Below are 18,714 nucleotides of genomic sequence, written 5' to 3' on the forward strand. Positions count from 1 at the left end.
GGTGATCCCCCGTCGGCCAGCGACCGCCCGGCACCACGCCGACTCGACGTGACGCTGCCGGTTGCTCCGGTGGGTCGCGCGCGCCACCGAAACGGTTGATCAGCAGTCATACGCGGAGGCTACGAGGTGCAGGTGCGAGCCGGGCAGCCGGGCCCCTTGTCGAGAGCTGAGCATGGGTGGGCGGGGTGCACCCGTCAGCGGTGCAGGAGCCGTGGGTCGATGGCGTCGCCCATCGCTTTCATGCCCGTGTCGTTGGGGTGGATGTGGTCGCCCGAGTCGTAGACGGGGTTGAGTGCGGCCGGGTCTGCCGGATCGCGCATCACCCGGTCGAGATCGATGACTCCGTCGACGTCGTGGCTGTTGCGGATCCATGTGTTGATGCTCTGGCGGATCTCTTCTGCGGCGGGTGTGTAGTAGCCGTTGCCCTTGTCCGGCATGAGCGTGGCCGCGATGACGCGCACACCGTCCGTGTGTGCCGTGCGGATCAGGGTGCGGTAGGCGTCGATGAGGTCATGTGCGGCCAGGGGTCTGCCCTCGGGGCCGGCGTTGTTGCCGATGTCGTTGATGCCTTCGAAGAGGATGACGTCCTTGACGCCGGCCTGTTCCAGTGCGTCGTGCTTAAACCGCTTCAGGGCGCTGATGCCTTGCCAGAGGTTGGGCACGTCGGTCAGGACGCGGTTGCCGCCGATCCCCGCGTTGACCACGCTCAGTCGCTGTGGACCGGGCTCGGCCGCGAGGCGGCGGGCGAGGAAGTCGGGCCAACGGGTGTAGGTGCCGGTCGTGGAGTGGTATCCGTCGGTGATGGAGTCACCGAAGGCGACGACGCTGCCGTCCGCGTGCGGGGCGAGGACATCGAGTCCCGCGAGGTAGTACCAGGAGGTCGTTCGCGTGTCGAAGGCGTCTGCCGGTTCGTCTCCGGTGTGGTTGCCGGTGGCGATGTAGGTCGTGTCGAAGGCGTCCGAGTGCCACGTCGCCGTATCGGCCTTGCCCGGAATGTAGAGGCTGACCAGCAGGTTCTGTTCCGCCTCGACGTGTATGCGCAGGGCATCGCTGGTCTTCTCGGCCCCGGCCGGGATGGTGACGCGGCTGGATCCCTCGAAGGTCACATGACGTGTGGTGCCCGGTCGCGCCTCGCCGCCGCTCGCCTGCCGGGCCACCTCGACGGCCTCGATGGTCAGCGGTGTCGGACTGAAGCGGTTGGAGAGTGTGATGCGGGCGCCAGAACCGGAGATGCTCGGATGGACCACCATGCGAAGGGTCCGGTCCTCGAAGCTCGGGCCGCCGGTGGTCATGCTCGGGGACCATGCGCTGACCCGCGTCGGTCCGGTGTGGGGTGCGGTGGTGGTCGCCGCGGCTGTGTCCAGTGGAAGCGTCGCGAGGACCAATGCGGTGAGGGCTGCGGCCGCGGTCGACAACCGTGCCCGTATCGGCTTGTGGAACGGCATCGGTGAGTGCTCCTCTCAGCCCAGCAGCCGGGTGAGCGCCACCGAACCACCGGGCTCGAGGCGGACGTCGACGCCGCGGCCGCCGACGGTGACCCGCGTGGTGCGCCCGCCGACACTGTGCAGCGTCGCCTCGCGCAGGCGGCCGTTCCGCCATTTCATGTCCACGGTGAATCCGCCCCGCGCTCCGGCTCCCTTGAGGGCGCCGGACGCGGACCAGGCTTCGGGAAGGGCCGGCAGCAGTTCGATGTGCCCGGGCCGCGAGTAGACGAGCATCTCCAGCATGGCGGTCGGTGTGCCGAGGTTGGCGTCGATCTGGAAGATGGCGCGGTTGTCGGAGACCCGGTACATGTCGAAGAAGTTCATGGCAGTACCGGTGGTGCCGCCCGCCCACGGCTTCAGATTCGTCAGCACCAGCTGGTACGCCTTGTCGGCGTCCTTGAGCCGGGCCCAGCAGGCGGCCCGCCAGGCGCAGGCCCAGCCGTAGCTCTCCATGCCGCGTGCGGTGAGCAGTGCGGTGGCTCCCTCGAGGAGCTCGGGGTTGCCGGCGTCGGGCCGGATGCGGTCTCCGGGAAAGAGGTTGATGAGCGGGGAGAGATGCCGGTGCGTGGTCTCGCCGAGGTTGTCCTCGCTCATCCACTCCTCCAGCCAGCCGGACGTCGGGCTCACCTTGGGCAGATAGAGGCGCTCGCGCAGCTCCCCCACCGCGGCCGCGTGGTCGTGGTCGCGTCCCAGGGTGCGGCACGCCTGCTCGTAGTGGCCGAAGAGGGACCACAGCAGTTCTTGCGTGTAGGTGATGCCGCGGGCGTCCTGCGGTCCGTGCTCGGGCGACCAGTCGTGGTCGTCGATCAGGACCTCTCGGCCGTCGACGGTCGTCGTGATCAGGCGGGCCTGCCAGAACTCGCAGGCACCCTTGAGCAGCGGAAGGATGCGGGCCAGGTACTTCGTGTCCTGCGTGAACTCGTAGTGCTCGTAGAGGGATTCGCACAGCCAGGCGTTGCCCGCCGGGTGCCACCACCAGCCGAGGCCGCCGTAGGGGTTGGTGGAGAAGGCGACGGTCCATCCGGCGACCTTGCCGCTGGTGTTGCGGTAGCGGTTGCGGGGGTCGTTGAACCGCTCCTGTGTGACCTTGTTCCAGGCGGGCAGCTGGGCCAGGCAGTAGTCGGCGAAGGCGGGGAAGGTGTCGGTGAGGGCGGCCCGGTCGGGCAGCCAGTAGTTCATCTGGATGTTGATGTCGGTGTGGTAGTCCCCCATCCAGTCGGGGGTGTTGCCCTCCAGCCACAGCCCCTGCAGGCCCATGGGCAGGCTGTCGCGCGAGCCGCAGATGGTGAGATAGCGGCCGAACTGCAGGTAGCTCGCCTCCAGTTCCGGATCCGCCGCGGATCCGGCGGCCGCGCGTGCCTTGAGCCGTGACCAGGTGTCGAGCTGGCGTTGCCGCTTGCTGGACGGGCCGAGGTCGAGGCCGAGCCGGTCGTAGCGGGAGCGGTAGTCGGCGACATGTGTGTCGCGCAGCGCCGTTCCCGGTGTCGCCGCGGCGGCGAGGGCCTTGGTCGTCGAGAGGGCGAGACAGTCGGTGTCCGGCGCGCGGTATCCGGTGGTGTGGTCGGGGGCGTAGTCCGTGCCGCCGCTGACGACGACGGTGACCTCGGCGCAGTCGGTGAACGTGACCCGGGTGCCGGTCGCGCTCACCGTGCCGCCGCCGTGCGTGGTGGCGGTGACGGCGGCCGCGTACCGCAGGCCATTGGCGAAGGCGTCGGAGAAGGAGGCGAGGTGCCGGTCGCGGTCCACGCCGGTCGTCTCGCCGTGGGTGCCGGACAGGATGGCGCTGCCGGTGAAGCGGCCGCCGCCGCTCTGGGTCAGCCGGATGACGATGACGTCATCGGCTGCGCCCGCGAACATCTCCCGTACGTAGGTGACCTTGCCCTTCTTGTACGTGGTGGTGACCAGGCCGTTGCTCAGGTCGAGGGTGCGGCGGTAGCCGGTGACGGCGGCGCGGTCGTGGCCCGGGAGGTCGAGCGTCACCCGGGCCAGCAGGGTGAAGCTGCCGAAGTCGTCGCGGCCGTAGGGGAACTGGCCGTCGGAGTCGAGGGTGGTGTTGGCGCCGCCGGTCCACAGGGTGGCGTCGGTGACGTGCAGGATTTCGCGGGCGGGATCGCCGCCGGCGAGGGCGCCGATGCGGCCGTTGCCCAGCGGCAGGCCCTGTTCGATGAGGAGGTCCTCGTCGGCGGGTTCCGGGTACCACAGGGTGGTCGCGTCCGCGGCGGGGACGAGCGGGGAGTCGGCGGGGCGGCGCGGGGCGGCGTGCGCCGAGAAGGCGGGGAGTGCGCTCAGGGCGAGGGCACCGCCGAGTCCGAGGAGGTGGCGGCGGGACGGTCCGGTGCTCATGTGCGGGTCCTTCCGTGCTGCGGGCAGAGGGAAGCCCCGCGCCCCGCCGTCGGCGGGGCGCGGCGACGGGAGCGTGGTCAGGACAGCTTGATCAGCCGTGAGCCGTGGGGCGGGACGGCGGTCGCGGTCCAGGTGCCCCTGACGGTGCCGAGGCTTTCGCGTGCCACGGCGTCCCGGGCCTGCCGCGGCCCGTTCACACCCAGGTCCTTCAGCTTCACCGTGATGTCGGTGGCCGAGGAGCCGAGGTTGTAGACGGCGAGGTAGGTGGCCTTGCCGACGCGCTTGGTCCACACCTGGGTGTCGCCGGAGCGGATCTGCCGGGGCAGCACGGCCGCCTGGTCGACGGCGATCACCTCGGGGTTGGTGAGGATCTTCTTCGCCGTGTCGTCGAGGAACCAGATGTCGCCGCCGACGTAGAGCGGCGAGGACGCCATCGACCAGAACGTCATGACGGTCTGCCGCTCGGTGTCGTTCAGGCCGTCCTGGAGCCCGCTGCCGGTGTTGTTGTTGATGGGCATCGAGTCGAGGTCGGCGAGGTAGCCGGGCGCGGACAGCTTGGGCAGCCACGTCGGCAGGTCCGTGAAGCGGTCGTCGACGGAGCTGGTCCAGGAGCTGGTCGTCTCGCAGTAGCACTCGATGTCGGTGTCGACGCGGACGCCGTTCGCGTAGGGACGCAGCCCGTCACCGGCCTCCAGGTCGACGGGCCAGGCGCTCGCGGACAGCCACATCCGGCGGCCGCTGTGGTCGATGGCGGTGGACCACGCCTTGATGTCGGCGACGTTGTCCTTCGTGACACCGTCGATCTTGATGAAGTCGACGTTCCAGGAGGCGTACCGGGCGACGATGGAGTCGATGTAGTCCTGGGCGCAGAGGTTGCCGTAGTCGATCTTCCAGCTGCCGCCCCACTTGTTGGTCGGGGTGAGCGGCTTCACCGCGATGTCCCGCGCGGTGCAGTCGGTGCCGAGGATGGGGGCGTCCTTGTCGTACACCTCCTTCTCCAGGCCGGCGGCTCCGTAGAGGCCGAGGTTGAGGCCCTTGCCGTGGACGTAGTCGGACAGGGAGACCATGCCGCTGGGGAAGCGGCCCTTGTCGGCGTCGGGGATGCCGTGGGCGTCGGTGTGGAAGTTCCAGTCGTAGTCGAAGTTCCAGCCGGCGTCGATGTTGAGGTTCTTGTAGCCGGACGGGGCCAGCTTGCCGCTGAGCGAGTCGGCGGCGTTTTTTATGTTGCCCTCGTTCAGCCAGTGGGTGCCGTAGCCGCTGCGCGTGGACGACTCCAGGCTCCAGCTGCTCCAGCCCATGAAGGGTTTGACGTAGGGGGTCTTCGCCTGGGCGGTGCCGGCGGACAGGGTGAGGGCGAGGGGCAGGGTGCAGGCGGCGGCCAGCGCGGCGCGGCGGGTGGTTCTGTGCACTGTTCGTACCTCCGGGGGTGAGGAGCGGCAGTTCAGGACTTGAGGCCGGACATCGCGATGCCCTGCACGATGTGGCGCTGGGCCACCAGGAACATGACCACGAGCGGGAGGATCGCGACGGCCGTGCCCGCGAAGAGTTCGGGCAGGTTGACGGTCTGCGAGGTGAGGAAGCTGGAGAGCGCGATCTGCACGGTCCAGCTGCTGGGGTCCTGGCCGATCATGAGCGGCCACAGGAAGGAGTTCCACGCCTCGATGAAGGAGAGCGCGCCGAGTGAGGCGATCATCGTGGCCGAGTTGGGCAGAATGATCCGCCCGTAGACGCCCAGGTGACTGAGGCCGTCCAGGCGGCCCGCCTCCTCGATCTCGGCGGGGAAGGACAGGTAGAAGCTGCGGAAGAGGACGACGGCGAAGGCGTTGAACAGGCCGGGGGCGATCAGGCCCCACATCGTGTTGACGCCGCCCATGGATCCGACGACCACGAAGGTCGGCAGGAACGTCACCGCCTGCGGGATCATCAGCGTTCCGACGATGAGCGCGAGGACGATCCCGCGGCCGGGCACGTCGATCCGGGCGAGCGCGTAGCCGGCCATGGAGGCCAGCAGTGTCGACACCGGGGCCGAGATCACCGCGATCAGCAGGGAGTTGAGCAGGGAGCGGCCGAAGGGGCGCTCCGGGTTGTCGAACAGCGCGGTGAAGTTGTCCAGGCTCAGCGCGTGGGGCAGCCAGTGCCAGTCGGTTGCGGTGATCTCCGGTGTCGTCATGAAGGCGTTGCGCAGCAGGACGTAGAAGGGGACGAGGAAGACGACGGCGAGCAGGCACAGCAGAAGGTAGGTGGCGGCGGAGCCGAGGACGCCGCCTCGGGAACGGTTCATGGGTTCAGTCCTTGTCGCCGGCTCGGGAGAATCCGAGGATCCGGCCCTGGAGCAGCGTGATCAGCACGATCAGCAGGGTGAGCAGGAACGCTCCGGCCGAGCCGACGCCGTAGTCCTGGTCCTGGAGGGCGACGCCGTACAGGTGCATGAGCGGGGTGCGCAGGGGTTCGCTGCCGAGCGAGGCGCCGGTGGAGAAGATCGCGTAGAACTCGTCGAAGGCCTGCAGCGCGGCGATGAGCATCAGCAGCAGGATCGCGACGGAGGTGTTGCGCAGCATGGGGAAGGTGATGCTGCGGAAGGTGCGCCACGGACCGGCGCCGTCCAGGGCCGCCGCCTCGTAGAGGTGCGGGGGGATCGACTGCAGTCCGGCGATGAAGAGGATCATGTACAGGCCGACCTGGAGCCACAGGCGCAGGGTGACGAGCACGATCCAGTACAGGGGCGGGCTCTGGGTCTGGATCCATGGGGTGGCGTCGGCGCCGAAGAGGGCACTGCCGAGGGTGTTGGCGAGGCCGGACGGTACGCCGCTGAACAGGGCCATCTTCCAGATCATCGCGGCGGCGACGTAGCTGACGGCGGCGGGCAGGAGGAAGGCGGTGCGGAAGAGGGCGCGGCCGCGGCGGACGCGGTTGACCAGGACGGCGAGGCCGAGGGACGCCGCGAAGGTGACCGGCACGATGAGGGCGGTGAACAGGACGATCATCGTGAGCGAGTCGCGGAAGCGTTCGTCGCTCAGGAGTTGGCGGTAGTTGTCGAGGCCGACCCAGTGGCCGAGGGAGATGGTGCGGCGGGCCTCGCTGAAGCTGAGCAGGAAGCTCCAGCCGATGGCGACGTACCGGAAGACGCCGAGGCCGATGAGCATCGGCGCGGTGAGCACGGCGAAGGCGAGGATCTTCGACCGGCGCTCGGTGAGCCGGCGGCGCCGCGTTGTGGTGGCGGGCGCGGGGCGGGCCGCGCGGACGGGCGTGGTGCCGGTGGCGGTCACGCCCTCAGCCCATCTGCTTGTCGAGGTCGGCCTGCCCCTTGGCCTGGGCCTTCTTCAGCGTTTTCTCGGGTGCCGCGCCCTTGGCGATGTCGGCGGCGGCCGCGATGAACTCGGCCTGCATGGCCTGGGTCCACTCGGCGGGGAAGGAGACGCCGTTCTTGGTGCCGATGGCGACGGTGCCCTTGGCGGCCCCCTTGTTCAACCCCGGTGTCTTCGCGGCGACTTCGGTCTGCGGCGGGACGTGGAAGCCGTATTTGACGGCCCAGTCGATCTGGATGTCGGCCTGCTCGATCCACAGCCACTTGAGGTAGTTCTTGGCCTCTTCCACATGCTTGCTCTTGGCGTTGACGGCTTGCGTCCAGCCGCCGAGCCGGGCGACGGGCCTGCCCGTCGCTCCGTGGGCGGGCCAGGGCACGACGCCGAAGTCGTCGCCGAGGGCCTTTTCGATGGTGGGCAGCGCCCACAGGCCGCACCACTGCATGGCGGCGGCGCCCTGGGTGAAGGCGCCCGCGTCGTACCAGTCGGTGGTGAAGCCGAGCAGCAGCGACTTGTCGGTGTGCAGGTCGCGCAGGCCCGATATGGACGAGGCCGCGTCGGCGTAGACGACCTTCTTGCCGTCGATCAGGTCCTTGCCCTGCGACCAGGCGAGGAGGTACGGACTGTCGCCGATGCCGTCGTTCCCGAGGAACAGGCCCTTCACGTCACCGTCCGTCAGTTTCTTCGCGGCGTCGACGAGTTCGTCGAAGGTGGTGGGTGGAGTGACGCCCGCCTTCTTCAGCATCGACCTGCGGTAGAAGAGCACCATCACGTCGTCGATGGTCTTGATGCCGTAGAGCTTGCCGTCGACGGTGAGGTAGTCGAGGTCGGCCTTGTTGAATCCGTCCTTGGCGGAGCCGTAGACGTCGTCGAGGGGGGCGAGCTGTCCCTTCCGGGCCATCTCGGCGCGGAAGTCGCCGAGTTCGAAGATGTCGGGGGCGTCGGCGCCCAGCAGGGCGGCGTTCAGCTTGGTCTCGTACTGGGAGGTGTCGGCGCCCCAGACGACGTTGACGGCGACGTCGGGGTTGGCCTTGGTGTACTGCTCCGCGTACCGCTTGACCGCGGCCTGGGTGCCCTCCTCTCCGTACTGGTGGTACCACTGGGTGAGGGTGACCTTGGCACCCTTGGCGGCGGCCGTGCCCTGCGGGTCGCCGTTGCAGGCGACGGCGGCGCCGGCCACGAACAGCAGGGATGTGCCGAGGAATCCTCTGCGGGACAGCGCGGAGCGGGAAGACATGACGGGGTCCTTCCGGGAGGCGGGCGGAGGGCTGCGGGGAGCGGGAGGGATCAGGCGGCGAAGAGGGACTGGATTCCGACGGCGGCCGCGCCGCGCGCCCACTCCTCCCAGGGCAGGGGGCGCACGACGAGCGGGCAGCGGGCGGCGGCGCCGAAGGCCTGGGCGGCGAAGGCGGCGCGGATCTGCTCCTCGAAGAGGTCGTAGGCGGCCAGGCCCTCGCCGGAGACCACCACGCGTTCGGGTCCTACGAGGTTGACCATGGCGGCCAGGCCCAGCCCGATGGCCTGGCCCGCTTCGGCGAACACCGCGCGGACGGCTTCGTGTCCGTCGTGCGCGAGGTCGATGGCGCCGGGCATGTCGAGTGCGGGGTCGTCGGCCGCGGCACGGGCCCGGGCGACGATGGCTTCCTCCGAGGCGATGGCCTCGACGCAACCGCGGCCGCCGCAGTGGCACGCGGGCCCGTCACCGGCGGCGACGGGCACGTGCCCGATCTCGCCGGCCACGCCGTAGCCCCCTGCCACGAGGCGGCCTCCCACGACAAGGCCGCAGCCGATGCCGGCTCCGACCGTGACGAGCGCGAAGGACTCGGTCCCGGCGCCGTCGCCGAACCACTGCTCGGCGACGGTCAGCGCCTTCACGTCGTTCTCGATGGTCACGGCCAGTCCCGTCGCCTCGCCGAGCAGTTCGGCCAGGGGCACGTCCCGCCAGCCCAGGAACGGCGAGTAGCGCACCCGGCCGCCTTCCCGGTCGACGTCGCCCGAGACGGAGACTCCGACGTGGTGGGTGTGGGCGGAGAAGGCGGCGGTGAGTTCACCGACCAGGAGGGCGATGCTCTGGACCACCTGCTCGACTCCGCGTCCGTCGAGTGGTGTGCGGTGCGCGGCTCGCACGTCGGCCTTCAACCCCGTGACGACGCCGATGAGTTCGTCGGTGGTGACCTTGACCCCGACGAAGAACTCCCGGTCGGCGCAGACGGCCAAGGGGTGCGCGGGCCGTCCGGCTCCCTCGACGGTCCGCGCGGCCTGCGGCAGTTCTTCGAGGTAGCCGGCCTCGATCATGGGCTTGGCGGCTTTGGTGACGGCGGCCGACGACAGTCCGGTGATCCGGGAGATGTCGGGGCGGGCGACCGGCCCTCGCGTGAGCACCGTGGTGAACACCGTGTTGGCCGCGGGAGACGCGAGCAGCTTCGCTCGGTTCAGCAACATGGGGGAAACGTAGAGGGAATAATTTCCTTCGTCAATATTTAAATATGGGGAGTTGAAGCCTAGGCTCCAGGCCATGTCACAGGTGTCCTTCGACCCGTCGAGCCGTACGTTCCTGCTCGCCACCCCGGCCACGTCCTACGCGTTGCGCATCGGCGCCGACGACGCACCGCGCCATCTGCACTGGGGAACCCCGCTCACTCTCGAACAGGCCTCGTCCCTGCGCCTGCACGACGATCTCCACAGCAGTTTCGCCTCAACCGGCGGTCATGAACTGCCCGTTGAGGGCGGAGCCCACTTCGCGGCCCCTTCCCTGCTGGTGCGCTACGCAGGCGGTGCACGCGGCGTGGAGTGGCAGTACGAGGGCCACGAGGACGCGGGCGGCGAGCTGCACCTCCACCTGCGCGACCGCCACTACCCCCTGGCCTGCACCCTCCACTACACCGTCCACGACGACAGCGACGTCATCGAACGCTCCCTGACCCTGCGGCACTTGAACACCGGGGGCGGCGCGGGCGAGCCGATCGAAGTGCTGCGCTGCGACTCCGCCGCCTGGTCGGTTCCGGCACACTCTGGGGTGCGGATCTCCCACACGGTGGGCCAGTGGTGCGGCGAGACCCAGCTGCAGCGCGCCCAAGCCCCGTACGCCGAGACCGTGTTCACCTCCCGACGCGGGATCTCGGGCCACCATGGCAACCCCTGGCTGATGGTCGACGGCGGAACCGCCGACGAGGCGAGCGGCGAGGTGTGGAGCATGGTGCTCGCCTGGTCGGGAAGCTGGCGGATCACCGCTCGCCGGGACCACTTGGGCGGGCCGTTCACCGTGAGCGGAGGAGCCGGGCACGACGGCATCAGCTGGAGGCTGACCCCCGGCGAGAGCCACCACTCCCCCGTGTTCGCCGGCCAGTACAGCCGCGGAGGGTTCGGCGCCGCGAGCCGCGGTTGGCACGACTACATCGCCGCACACGTCCTTCCGGAGCCCGACGAGCTCCGACCCGTCCTCTACAACAGCTGGGAGGCGACCGGCTGGAACGTCGAGCTGCCGAGCCAGCGCGCCCTGGCCGAACGAGCGGCCGAGCTGGGCGTGGAGCTCTTCGTCGTCGATGACGGCTGGTTCGGGCAGCGCACCAGCGACCACGCGGGCCTGGGCGACTGGCACCCTAATCCCGAACGCTTCCCCGACGGGCTCGGTCCGCTGGTCGACGAGGTCCGGAAGCTGGGGATGCGCTTCGGTCTGTGGGTCGAACCGGAGATGACCAACCCGGACAGCGACCTGTACCGGTCCCACCCCGACTGGGTGCTGCACATGCCCCACCGCCGCCGCACCGAACTGCGCAACCAACTCGTCCTCAACTTCGCCCGGACCGACGTCGCCGAGTGGGCCTTCACCTGGCTCGACCGCCTGGTGGCCACCCACGCGGTCGACTACCTGAAGTGGGACATGAACCGGGCCTTCACCGAGGCCGGATGGCCCGGCCACCCGGACGGCGAACGCCTGTGGCACGAGCACACCCTCGGCGTGTACGGAGTGCTCGATCGGCTGCGCCACGCGCATCCCGGTCTGCGCATCGAGGGCTGCGCGGGCGGCGGCGGCCGCGCCGATCTGGGCATGCTGGCCCACACGGACCAGACCTGGATCTCGGACAACACCGACGCACGTGACCGCATCGCCATTCAGCACGGCTACAGCCAGATCTATCCGGCGCGCACCATGTCCGCCTGGGTCACCGACAGCCCCAACCCGCTGACCCGCCGCACCGCACCGCTCTCCTATCGCTTCCACATCGCCATGACCGGGGCCCTCGGGATCGGCGGTGATCTGGCCCACTGGACCGAGGCGGAACTCGACGAGGCCCGCGAGCTGGTGGCTCTCTACAAAACAGTCCGTCCCGTGGTGCAGTTCGGCACACAGCACCGTCTCGACGACGCGGTGCAGTACCAGCTGGCGGACAGCGTGGTGCTGATCGCCTGGGGCCCGAGCCGACGGGCGCGGATGGCGGACCTCTCTGCCGCAGCGGTCTACGTCGACGAGGCGACCGGCGAGACCCATCACGGCGCCGCACTGCTCACCCATGGACTCGCGCTCGATCTGGACGCGGGCGACCGGGCCAGCACCGTGATCCGTCTGAAGAGGCAGCCGGGCCGGGACGTGGCCGGCTCGTGAACGGGTACTGCCGCGCGGCAGGCCCTGGCCCACCCGCGACGGGTGGGCCAGGGCCTGTCGCTCACTAGGGCTCAGCGCGCCAGCAGGTCGCGCAGGGACTTCGCGATCGTCTCCGGGTCCTCCTCGGCCATGAAATGTCCGCAGGAGACCGTCGAGTGGTTCAGGTCCGCGGCCCAGGCGCCCCACAGCGCGGCGGCCTCGTAGCCCAGGGCCGCGCCCCAGTCCTGCTGGAGGACGGAGAGCGGCATGGCCAGCTGACGGCCCTCGGCCCGGTCGGCCCGGTCGTGCTCGATGTCGATGCCCGCCGAGGCGCGGTAGTCCGCGACGATGGACGGCACCGCCTCACGGCACGCGTCGAGGTAGACCTGCCGGACCGCCGGCGGCACGGCCTCGGGGTCGTTGGCCCAGATGTCCAGGAAGTAGGAGAAGAAGGCGTCCGAGCTGTTCTGGATCATCTGCTCCGCCAGACCGGGCGGCTGGGCCATCAGGTAGAGGTGGAAGCCCACGGCCGCCTGCACCCCGTGCAGCGCCTCCCACATGTCCAGCGTCGGCAGAACGTCCAGGCAGGCCAGGTGGGTGATGGTGTCCGGGTGGTCGAGTCCGGCGCGGAAGGCGACGAGCGCCCCGCGGTCGTGCCCGGCGAGCGCGAACCGCTCGTGGCCCAGCGCCTTGGCCAGGGCGACGATGTCGTTCGCCATGGTCCGCTTGGAGTAGACGTCGGGCCCGTCCTCGGCCGGCTTGTCGCTGTCGCCGTATCCGCGCAGGTCGGGGCAGATGACCGTGTGGTCGGCCGCCAGGTTCTCGGCGACGTGCCGCCACATCAGGTGGGTCTGCGGGAAGCCGTGCAGCAGCACGACCGGGCTGCCGGAGCCACCGACGGCGACGTTCAGCTCGACGCCGTCCGCCACCTCCACGCGCCGGTACTCGAATCCCGTGATGCTGAGTGTCATGGCCTGGTGCCTTTCATTGCTAGGCCCCGCCCGCTCGGCGGGACCCCTTCCTTGACCGCGGTGCCGGACCCGGACGAACCGGACCTGTCCCGCGCGGCATGTTCCGCATGCCCTCGGCGGTGGCGGTGTCGCGCCCCGGCCGATGTCTCAAGACTCCGGGCAGCCGATCAGTACCGGATGAATGCTTGCGGGTTCGACTAGATTTCTCCTGGTCAACGGGGCGGAGAGACGGAAAGGACCGGGCGGCGGCATGCGCGTGGAATTCGGGGTGCTGGGAGCGGTGAGCGCCTGGGACGAGGCCGGGGAGCCGCTGCGGCTCAAGGGGCCGCGGCATCGGGCGGTGCTGGCCCGGCTGATCGTCGCCCGCCGCCGGGTGGTGCCGGTCGCCCGGCTCGCGGAGGACCTGTGGGAGGACCCGCCGGGCGACGCCATCAGCTCGCTGCGCACCTTCGTCGGTGACCTGCGGCGTGCCCTGGAACCCGACCGGCCGCCCCGGACAGCGCCGCGCCTGCTCATCACCGAAGGCTCCGGATACGTCCTGCGGGTGCCGAAGGACGACATCGACGCCTGGCGGTTCGAGCAGGTCGTGGAGTCACTCGGGGATGCCGGTCCCGCCCGGGTGGCACAGCGGCTGGACGAGGCGCTCGGCTGGTGGCGCGGGCCCGCGTTCGCGGACTTCGGCGACGAGCGGTGGCTGCGGGCGGAGCGGTCCCGGCTGACCGAGCTGCGGCTGCACGCCGTCGAGCGCCGCGCCGAGGCGCGGATCGCCCTGGGCCGGGCCGCCGAGGCCGTGCCCGACCTCGACGCGCACGTCACCGACCATCCGTGGCGGGAGGACGCCTGGCGGCTGCTGGCCCTCGCCCTGTACCGCTCGGGCCGGCAGGCCGACGCCCTGTCCGTGCTGCGCCGGGCCCGCGCCCTGCTCCGCGACCAGCTCGGCATGGATCCCAGCGCCCGGCTGCGGCGCCTGGAGGAAGACCTTCTGCGGCAGGCCGAACACCTCGACCCGGACGCCGATGCCTCGGTGAACCGGGTGTGGGAGCAGGCCACGGCCGCCTACGAGGGTGCCCTGGGATCCCGGGCCCGGACCCGACTGGAGTCGACGGTCGGCCTGATGCGCGACCTGGCGGTCACCGGTGGCGGCGGCCTGGAGGCAGCCCGCCACCACCGCGTGGCCGCCGTCGCCGCCGCGGAGCAGCTCGGCGATCCGGAGCTGACGGCGCGCGTCATCGGGGTCTACGACGTCCCCGCGATCTGGACCCGCTCCGACGACCCCGAGCAGGCCCGCTGGCTGGTGGACGCCTCCGAGCGCACCCTGCGCGCTCTGGAACCGGGCAGCCACGACGCGGCGCGCTGCCGGCTGCTGGCGACCGTCGCGGTGGAGTCGCGCGGGACCCTGCCCGTAGGTGAGGCGGCGTCCGGGGTGCTGGCCCGGCCGCTCCAGGCCGCCGGGCAGGCCGAGGAGATCGCCCGGCGCCTCGGCGACCCGGGGCTGCTGGCGTTCGCCCTGAACGGCACGTTCATGCAGTCCTTCCGCAGGACCGGGCTCGCGCTGCGGCGCGACGGGATCGGCGCCGAGGTCGTGGCGCTGTCCGGCCACCACGACCTGGTCCGCTACGAGGTGCTCGGTCACCTGATCCGGATCCAGGCGCGGTGCGCGCTGGCGGATCTGGCGGCGGCGGACCGGCACGCGGACGTGGTCGACGAGCTGGCGGACCGTCATGAACTGCCGTTGGTCTCGGTGTTCACGACCTGGTACCGGGCGCTGCGCACGGCAGTGGCCGGCTCGCGCGAGGCGGCCGAGACCGCCTACGCGCAGGCGTCCGACGCGCTGCGCGGCGCGGGGATGCCCGGACTGGAACACGGGCTGGCTCCGCTGGCCCGGCTTTCCGTTCGCCTGCGGCACGGAGCCTCGGCTGCGCAAGAAGACGCGGACGCGGACTGGGGACCGTACGAGCCGTGGGTGCGGCCCCTGCTGCTGGTCGAGGGCGGCCGGACGGAAGAGGCACGGGCAGCGCTGCGCGGCATCGCCTCACCGCCGCGCGACCTGATGACCGAAGCCCTGTGGTGTCTGACGGCACGGGCGGCGATCGCGGTGGGCGACCGCGAGGTGATGGACCGGGCCCACACTCAACTGCTGCCCGCCTCGGCGGAAATGGCGGCCGGCAGTGGGCTGATCACCTTGGGACCTGTTGCCGAGCAGGTGGCAGCGCTGGAAGAGACGTTGGCCTGAGGGGCGCCACCGTCGAAGGGCTCTTTCGGGGCCTCGGCGCGGGCACACCCGGGCCTTCCCGCCGATCGGCGGCAGGCGCGGCCGGCCACCGCGCCGCGATCTGCCCGCGCACCCTCACATCCGGGATCTCAGCACGTCGACCTCACAGCCCGGCGCGAAGGCATCGAAGCCGTGCTCGACCAGCCAGCGAACCGCCAGCAGGCTTCGCAACGACCACCACGCGCGGATCACGTCGAGGTCGACGTCGCCGCCGTACCCGGCGATGACGTCGTCCAGGTGCTCCTCGTGCCCGAGTGTGAAGGTGGCGAGGTCGTACAGGGCGTCACCCCGGCCCGCCTCGGACCAGTCGATGATGCCGGTGACCTCGTCGCCGTCGACGAAGACGTGCGCGATCTGCAGGTCGCCGTGCGTGAACGCCGGGGTCCACTGCCGGAACGCGGCCTCGGCGACCTGGCGGTTGCGGGCGACCAGGGCAGCGGGCAGGACACCGTTCGTCACGAGCGACTCGCACTCGTCGTCGAGTTCGGCCGCCAGCGCGGCCTTGCTCCGCCCGGCCCGGCCCGGCAGGGGCGGCAGCGGCGCGTCGTGCAGCTTCCGGATGGCGGCGCCCGCAGCGGCCCACGCCGTCGGCGACCCGGTCGACGGCCCGCCGAGGCGCCCCAGCGTGGTCCCCCGGAGCGCGGCGATCGCGAGCACGGGCGGCTTGCGCCACAGGACTTCCGGGGTCGGGACCGGCGCGAGGGACATCGCCTCGACCTCGGCGTCGATGCGCGCCTGATCGGCGTCCACCTTCAGGAACACGTCGCCGACGCGCAGCGTCGCGCGCTCGGAATGGGCGACGACGACTTTGACCTCATCCATGGGCGACCAGTATCCCGGGGCCGATCGTCGACGTCGCCAGGTTTTCGCCGACCTCTGACTTGGCGCAACGGCGCGGGTGAGTGGTGCGGTGAGTTGCGCCCGGGCCCACCACGATCAGCGGGCCGATCCGCCGGTCGTTGCGGACCGCATACGGGATCTTGAGACCGTGAGCAGCCCATGGCAGGCTCGTGCCGCATGATCGATGAGTTCGCGAAGGACAACCTGCACAAAAGACTGCGGCGGGACCGTGAGGCGCTGCTCTGGAAGCTCGACGGCCTGTCCGACTACGACGTGCGCCGGCCTCTGACGGCGACCGGGACCAACCTCCTCGGCCTGGTCAAACACGTGGCCACGGTCGAGGCGAGGTATTTCGGTGAGGTCTTCGACCGCCCTTCGCCGGAACCGCTGTGCCGGTGGCAGGACTCCGACGGCGGCGATCAATGGGCGGCCGAGGACGAGACGCGCGACCAGATCATCGGGTTCTACCGGCGCACGTGGGAACACTCGGACGCGACGATCGACGAACTCGCCCTCGACGCCCCCGGCCACGTGCCCTGGTGGTCGGAGCCTTGTCCGAACACGAACCTGTTCGCCATCACGGTCCATGTCCTCGGCGAGACCATCCGGCATGCCGGGCACGCCGACATCCTGCGCGAGGGCGTCGACGGCCGGACCGGGGTGCGCGCCGAAAACGAGCAGCCGATCGACGAGGAAGCCCGCGCAGCCCACGTCGCGAGGATCGAGCAGGCCGCGAGGACGGCCGCCGCCCTGGCCGAGGCTTAGCAGGCTGCCCCCCCGTACGAACGAAACGGCTCGCGAACTTGCCCCGTAAGACACCGAGACACCGTCTTACTCTCAAGGGAAGGTTGAGAGTTCACTCGAGGAGCGCATGAGAGTCCGCCCGGCGCGCCTCGACACGTGCCGGTATCCGGATGAGGCGGCCCCCAAGCCCAGTACTCCACCCACTCGATCAGCACAGCAGTGTTGATTCGCTGCGCAGCCTCCATGGAATACGCGGTGCGTGAATCAACGCGAACTCAAGCTCACACCCGACGGTCACCACGTGGTGATCCGCGGGCGTAAATGGCGGGCAACCGACCCGGCCGTGCCCGACGATGTCGCGACGCGACTGCGCGCCCACCTCATGGCTGCCCGGCGTGCGGCCGCGACCGCCCTCCGGGAGGGTGACGCCACCGCCGAGCGCGCGGCACGCGACCGGGTCCACGCGGCGAAAGTCGCTCTCGGGGAACGGGGCACGCCACCGTGGTGGGAGGACGACGAGACGGGACGCAGACGACGCTGGGAGAGGGGACTGCGCCATCTCGACGAGGGCTGACCCGGCGACCCTCCAGGCGACGGCATACGGCTCCTTCGGCGGACGCGGTCGGAGGATCGGCCGGCCCGAGGGCCTGAGGCCGCGTGCGCGCAACGCCGATGTACATCGCATCCGGCGCGCCGGGCGGCGGCGACCTCCCCTCGCATGCGTCAGGTCCTGAACTCGACGGCGTAGTGCCGCAGATGGTGGTCGAGCACGTCCTTCGGGCAGGACGTGGGGAAGTAGACCGTCAGGTTCGCGGTGAATCCCTCGGCGGTGTCGCCGAACTGGATCAGCGCCCGCCCGACGACGGTGCCGTCCTCCAGGAAGAGGTTCGAGGACATCTTCCGCGGAAACTCCGACTCCGGGAGGAGTTCGGCCGCGTCGTCGGCCCAGGCCATCGCGTCCGTGCCCCAGCCGCCCATGTAGAAAGAGCACACGTGGGGGCCGATGTTCTCCACCACGAGCGCACCGATGTCGTCGGTGCCCATCACGTAGTGCTCGGGGTGCGCGGCGAGAAGCGGGCGGGAGTCGTCGCCCGCGAAGGCCGCGTCCATCCACGTGAGGAATTCGCCCGAGGTCAGGCCACGCGCCTGAAGCACCGTCGTACCGCCATGGAACTCACCGTCGGAGTCGAGCGCACACTCGCGCAGGAAGGCGTTGCCCTCCTCGATGTCAGCGGCCAGCAGATCGAGCAGACCCTGGCGGCCCAGCCGCGTCCTGAAGCGGTCCAGGGCACGGCGCGCGTAGAACAGCTCGAAGTCGTCGATGCTCCCGGAGCCGGCGGGCCCCGACTCGAGCGTCACGGTCACAGCAGGGGAAGTCTGCTTGTCGGTCATGGTCGAACCTCCATCGTGATGCGAATGTGAATTCACATTCACGTCAGGTTACGCAGCGGGGCCCGGCACTTGTCAACCGTTCCTGCCTGCATCGCGCCGATACGATGCGGGGCATGACCGACCAGCACGATCGCCCGGCGCCGTACAAGGAGCCCCAGCAGGCGCGCAGCGCAGCGACGCTGGCCCGCGTCCTGCACGCGGCCGAGGAGATCGCCTCCTCGGGCGGCCTGGAGGAGATGACGATGACCGGCGTCGCGGAACGCGCCGGCGTCTCGGTCGGCACGATCTACCGCCGCTTCGAGGACAAGGAACAGCTGATAAACGCTCTGACGGAGCGGATGCTGGACCGGCGCGAAGAGTACGTGGCCGAGCAACTCCGCAAGGCCGAGCCGTCACTGTCCGGCGTCATGGACGCCTACGCCCACGCCCTGCTGCAGTCATTCTCCGACGGCAGCAGCGTCTTCCCCGCGCTGCTGCGCGCGCGAGGAGCCAAGCCGTCGGACCGCGGCGCCCGCACCATCACCGAGGTCCACCGGCTCCTGCTCGAAGCAGCGGCCCCCTACGCGGACGAGATCCGACGCTCCGACCCGCAGGCGGCACTGGACACCGCGGCCCGCGCCCTGCTCGGCGCCTGCTTCCACAACTCCGTACGCCCCGACCCGGCGACCGGCGAAACGGCCCAGCGCCGCTACGCGAACGAACTCAGCGACATGGCCGTCGCCTACCTCCTCACACCCGAGCGGCGGAACACCTCCCGCGCCTGAGCGGCCAGGCTCGTTCGCGG

15 protein-coding genes are annotated in these 18,714 nt (G+C 70.5%); 5 read left to right on the forward strand and 10 right to left on the reverse strand.

The window, feature by feature from the left end:
• Positions 1-194: 194 nt before the first annotated feature.
• From ABZ930_RS07980 to ABZ930_RS08010, 7 genes are all read right to left on the reverse strand, one after another.
• Positions 195-1,292, reverse strand: coding sequence for an SGNH/GDSL hydrolase family protein (locus tag ABZ930_RS07980; RefSeq protein WP_361543254.1), 1,098 nt, complete (start codon positions 1,290-1,292; stop codon positions 195-197).
• A 168-nt stretch (positions 1,293-1,460) separates the two neighbouring features.
• Positions 1,461-3,827, reverse strand: a complete 2,367-nt coding sequence (locus ABZ930_RS07985; RefSeq protein WP_361543257.1) for a glycoside hydrolase N-terminal domain-containing protein — start codon at positions 3,825-3,827, stop codon at positions 1,461-1,463.
• A 77-nt stretch (positions 3,828-3,904) separates the two neighbouring features.
• Positions 3,905-5,236, reverse strand: a complete 1,332-nt coding sequence (locus ABZ930_RS07990; RefSeq protein WP_361543260.1) for a glycoside hydrolase family 27 protein — start codon at positions 5,234-5,236, stop codon at positions 3,905-3,907.
• A gap of 32 nt (positions 5,237-5,268) precedes the next feature.
• On the reverse strand, positions 5,269-6,108 hold the full coding sequence (locus ABZ930_RS07995; RefSeq protein WP_361543263.1) for a carbohydrate ABC transporter permease: 840 nt from the start codon (positions 6,106-6,108) through the stop codon (positions 5,269-5,271).
• 4 nt (positions 6,109-6,112) lie between these two features.
• Complete coding sequence (locus tag ABZ930_RS08000) at positions 6,113-7,093, reverse strand: sugar ABC transporter permease (RefSeq protein ID WP_361543266.1); 981 nt, start codon at positions 7,091-7,093, stop codon at positions 6,113-6,115.
• A 4-nt stretch (positions 7,094-7,097) separates the two neighbouring features.
• On the reverse strand, positions 7,098-8,366 hold the full coding sequence (locus tag ABZ930_RS08005; RefSeq protein WP_361543268.1) for a sugar ABC transporter substrate-binding protein: 1,269 nt from the start codon (positions 8,364-8,366) through the stop codon (positions 7,098-7,100).
• 50 nt (positions 8,367-8,416) lie between these two features.
• Positions 8,417-9,571: an ROK family protein gene (locus ABZ930_RS08010; protein ID WP_361543271.1), complete on the reverse strand. Its 1,155-nt coding sequence runs from the start codon at positions 9,569-9,571 to the stop codon at positions 8,417-8,419.
• A gap of 73 nt (positions 9,572-9,644) precedes the next feature.
• On the opposite strand from ABZ930_RS08010, the gene ABZ930_RS08015 reads away from it, so the two are divergent.
• Positions 9,645-11,732 (forward strand): alpha-galactosidase, encoded by a 2,088-nt coding sequence (locus ABZ930_RS08015; RefSeq protein ID WP_361543274.1) that lies wholly within the window; start codon positions 9,645-9,647, stop codon positions 11,730-11,732.
• A gap of 71 nt (positions 11,733-11,803) precedes the next feature.
• Here the strand turns inward: ABZ930_RS08015 and ABZ930_RS08020 are convergent, their stop codons facing one another.
• A complete protein-coding gene (locus ABZ930_RS08020) occupies positions 11,804-12,682 on the reverse strand; it encodes an alpha/beta hydrolase (RefSeq protein WP_361543277.1) in 879 nt (292 codons plus the stop codon).
• 250 nt (positions 12,683-12,932) lie between these two features.
• Between ABZ930_RS08020 and ABZ930_RS08025 the strand changes: the two genes are divergently transcribed.
• Positions 12,933-14,915, forward strand: a complete 1,983-nt coding sequence (locus ABZ930_RS08025; RefSeq protein WP_361543280.1) for a BTAD domain-containing putative transcriptional regulator — start codon at positions 12,933-12,935, stop codon at positions 14,913-14,915.
• 114 nt (positions 14,916-15,029) lie between these two features.
• Here the strand turns inward: ABZ930_RS08025 and ABZ930_RS08030 are convergent, their stop codons facing one another.
• Positions 15,030-15,776: an aminoglycoside phosphotransferase family protein gene (locus ABZ930_RS08030; protein WP_361543283.1), complete on the reverse strand. Its 747-nt coding sequence runs from the start codon at positions 15,774-15,776 to the stop codon at positions 15,030-15,032.
• Between the two features lie 195 nt (positions 15,777-15,971).
• Between ABZ930_RS08030 and ABZ930_RS08035 the strand changes: the two genes are divergently transcribed.
• Positions 15,972-16,559 carry a DinB family protein gene (locus ABZ930_RS08035; protein WP_361543286.1) on the forward strand — a complete coding sequence of 196 codons (588 nt, stop codon included), beginning with the start codon at positions 15,972-15,974 and terminating at the stop codon, positions 16,557-16,559.
• A 238-nt stretch (positions 16,560-16,797) separates the two neighbouring features.
• Positions 16,798-17,112, forward strand: coding sequence for a hypothetical protein (locus tag ABZ930_RS08040; protein WP_361543289.1), 315 nt, complete (start codon positions 16,798-16,800; stop codon positions 17,110-17,112).
• A 149-nt stretch (positions 17,113-17,261) separates the two neighbouring features.
• Here the strand turns inward: ABZ930_RS08040 and ABZ930_RS08045 are convergent, their stop codons facing one another.
• Entirely contained in the window at positions 17,262-17,930 is a 669-nt protein-coding gene (locus ABZ930_RS08045) for a hypothetical protein (RefSeq protein WP_361543292.1), read from the reverse strand.
• Between the two features lie 113 nt (positions 17,931-18,043).
• Here ABZ930_RS08045 and ABZ930_RS08050 point away from each other — a divergent pair, with 113 nt between their 5' ends.
• Positions 18,044-18,694, forward strand: a complete 651-nt coding sequence (locus tag ABZ930_RS08050; protein WP_361543295.1) for a TetR/AcrR family transcriptional regulator — start codon at positions 18,044-18,046, stop codon at positions 18,692-18,694.
• Positions 18,695-18,714: the final 20 nt, after the last annotated feature.

Source organism: Streptomyces sp. NPDC046716 (assembly GCF_040645755.1).
GTDB lineage: Bacteria > Actinomycetota > Actinomycetes > Streptomycetales > Streptomycetaceae > Streptomyces.

What these genes read in the sequence shown, in the direction of transcription:
- ABZ930_RS07980 (WP_361543254.1), bottom strand. Translation starts at nt 1,292, where the DNA reads ATGACCACCGGCGGCCCGAGCTTCGAGGACCGGACCCTTCGCATGGTG.
- ABZ930_RS07985 (WP_361543257.1), bottom strand. Translation starts at nt 3,827, where the DNA reads ATGAGCACCGGACCGTCCCGCCGCCACCTCCTCGGACTCGGCGGTGCC.
- ABZ930_RS07995 (WP_361543263.1), bottom strand. Translation starts at nt 6,108, where the DNA reads ATGAACCGTTCCCGAGGCGGCGTCCTCGGCTCCGCCGCCACCTACCTT.
- ABZ930_RS08005 (WP_361543268.1), bottom strand. Translation starts at nt 8,366, where the DNA reads ATGTCTTCCCGCTCCGCGCTGTCCCGCAGAGGATTCCTCGGCACATCC.
- ABZ930_RS08010 (WP_361543271.1), bottom strand. Translation starts at nt 9,571, where the DNA reads ATGTTGCTGAACCGAGCGAAGCTGCTCGCGTCTCCCGCGGCCAACACG.
- ABZ930_RS08015 (WP_361543274.1), top strand. Translation starts at nt 9,645, where the DNA reads ATGTCACAGGTGTCCTTCGACCCGTCGAGCCGTACGTTCCTGCTCGCC.
- ABZ930_RS08020 (WP_361543277.1), bottom strand. Translation starts at nt 12,682, where the DNA reads ATGACACTCAGCATCACGGGATTCGAGTACCGGCGCGTGGAGGTGGCG.
- ABZ930_RS08025 (WP_361543280.1), top strand. Translation starts at nt 12,933, where the DNA reads ATGCGCGTGGAATTCGGGGTGCTGGGAGCGGTGAGCGCCTGGGACGAG.
- ABZ930_RS08030 (WP_361543283.1), bottom strand. Translation starts at nt 15,776, where the DNA reads ATGGATGAGGTCAAAGTCGTCGTCGCCCATTCCGAGCGCGCGACGCTG.
- ABZ930_RS08035 (WP_361543286.1), top strand. Translation starts at nt 15,972, where the DNA reads ATGATCGATGAGTTCGCGAAGGACAACCTGCACAAAAGACTGCGGCGG.
- ABZ930_RS08045 (WP_361543292.1), bottom strand. Translation starts at nt 17,930, where the DNA reads ATGACCGACAAGCAGACTTCCCCTGCTGTGACCGTGACGCTCGAGTCG.
- ABZ930_RS08050 (WP_361543295.1), top strand. Translation starts at nt 18,044, where the DNA reads ATGACCGACCAGCACGATCGCCCGGCGCCGTACAAGGAGCCCCAGCAG.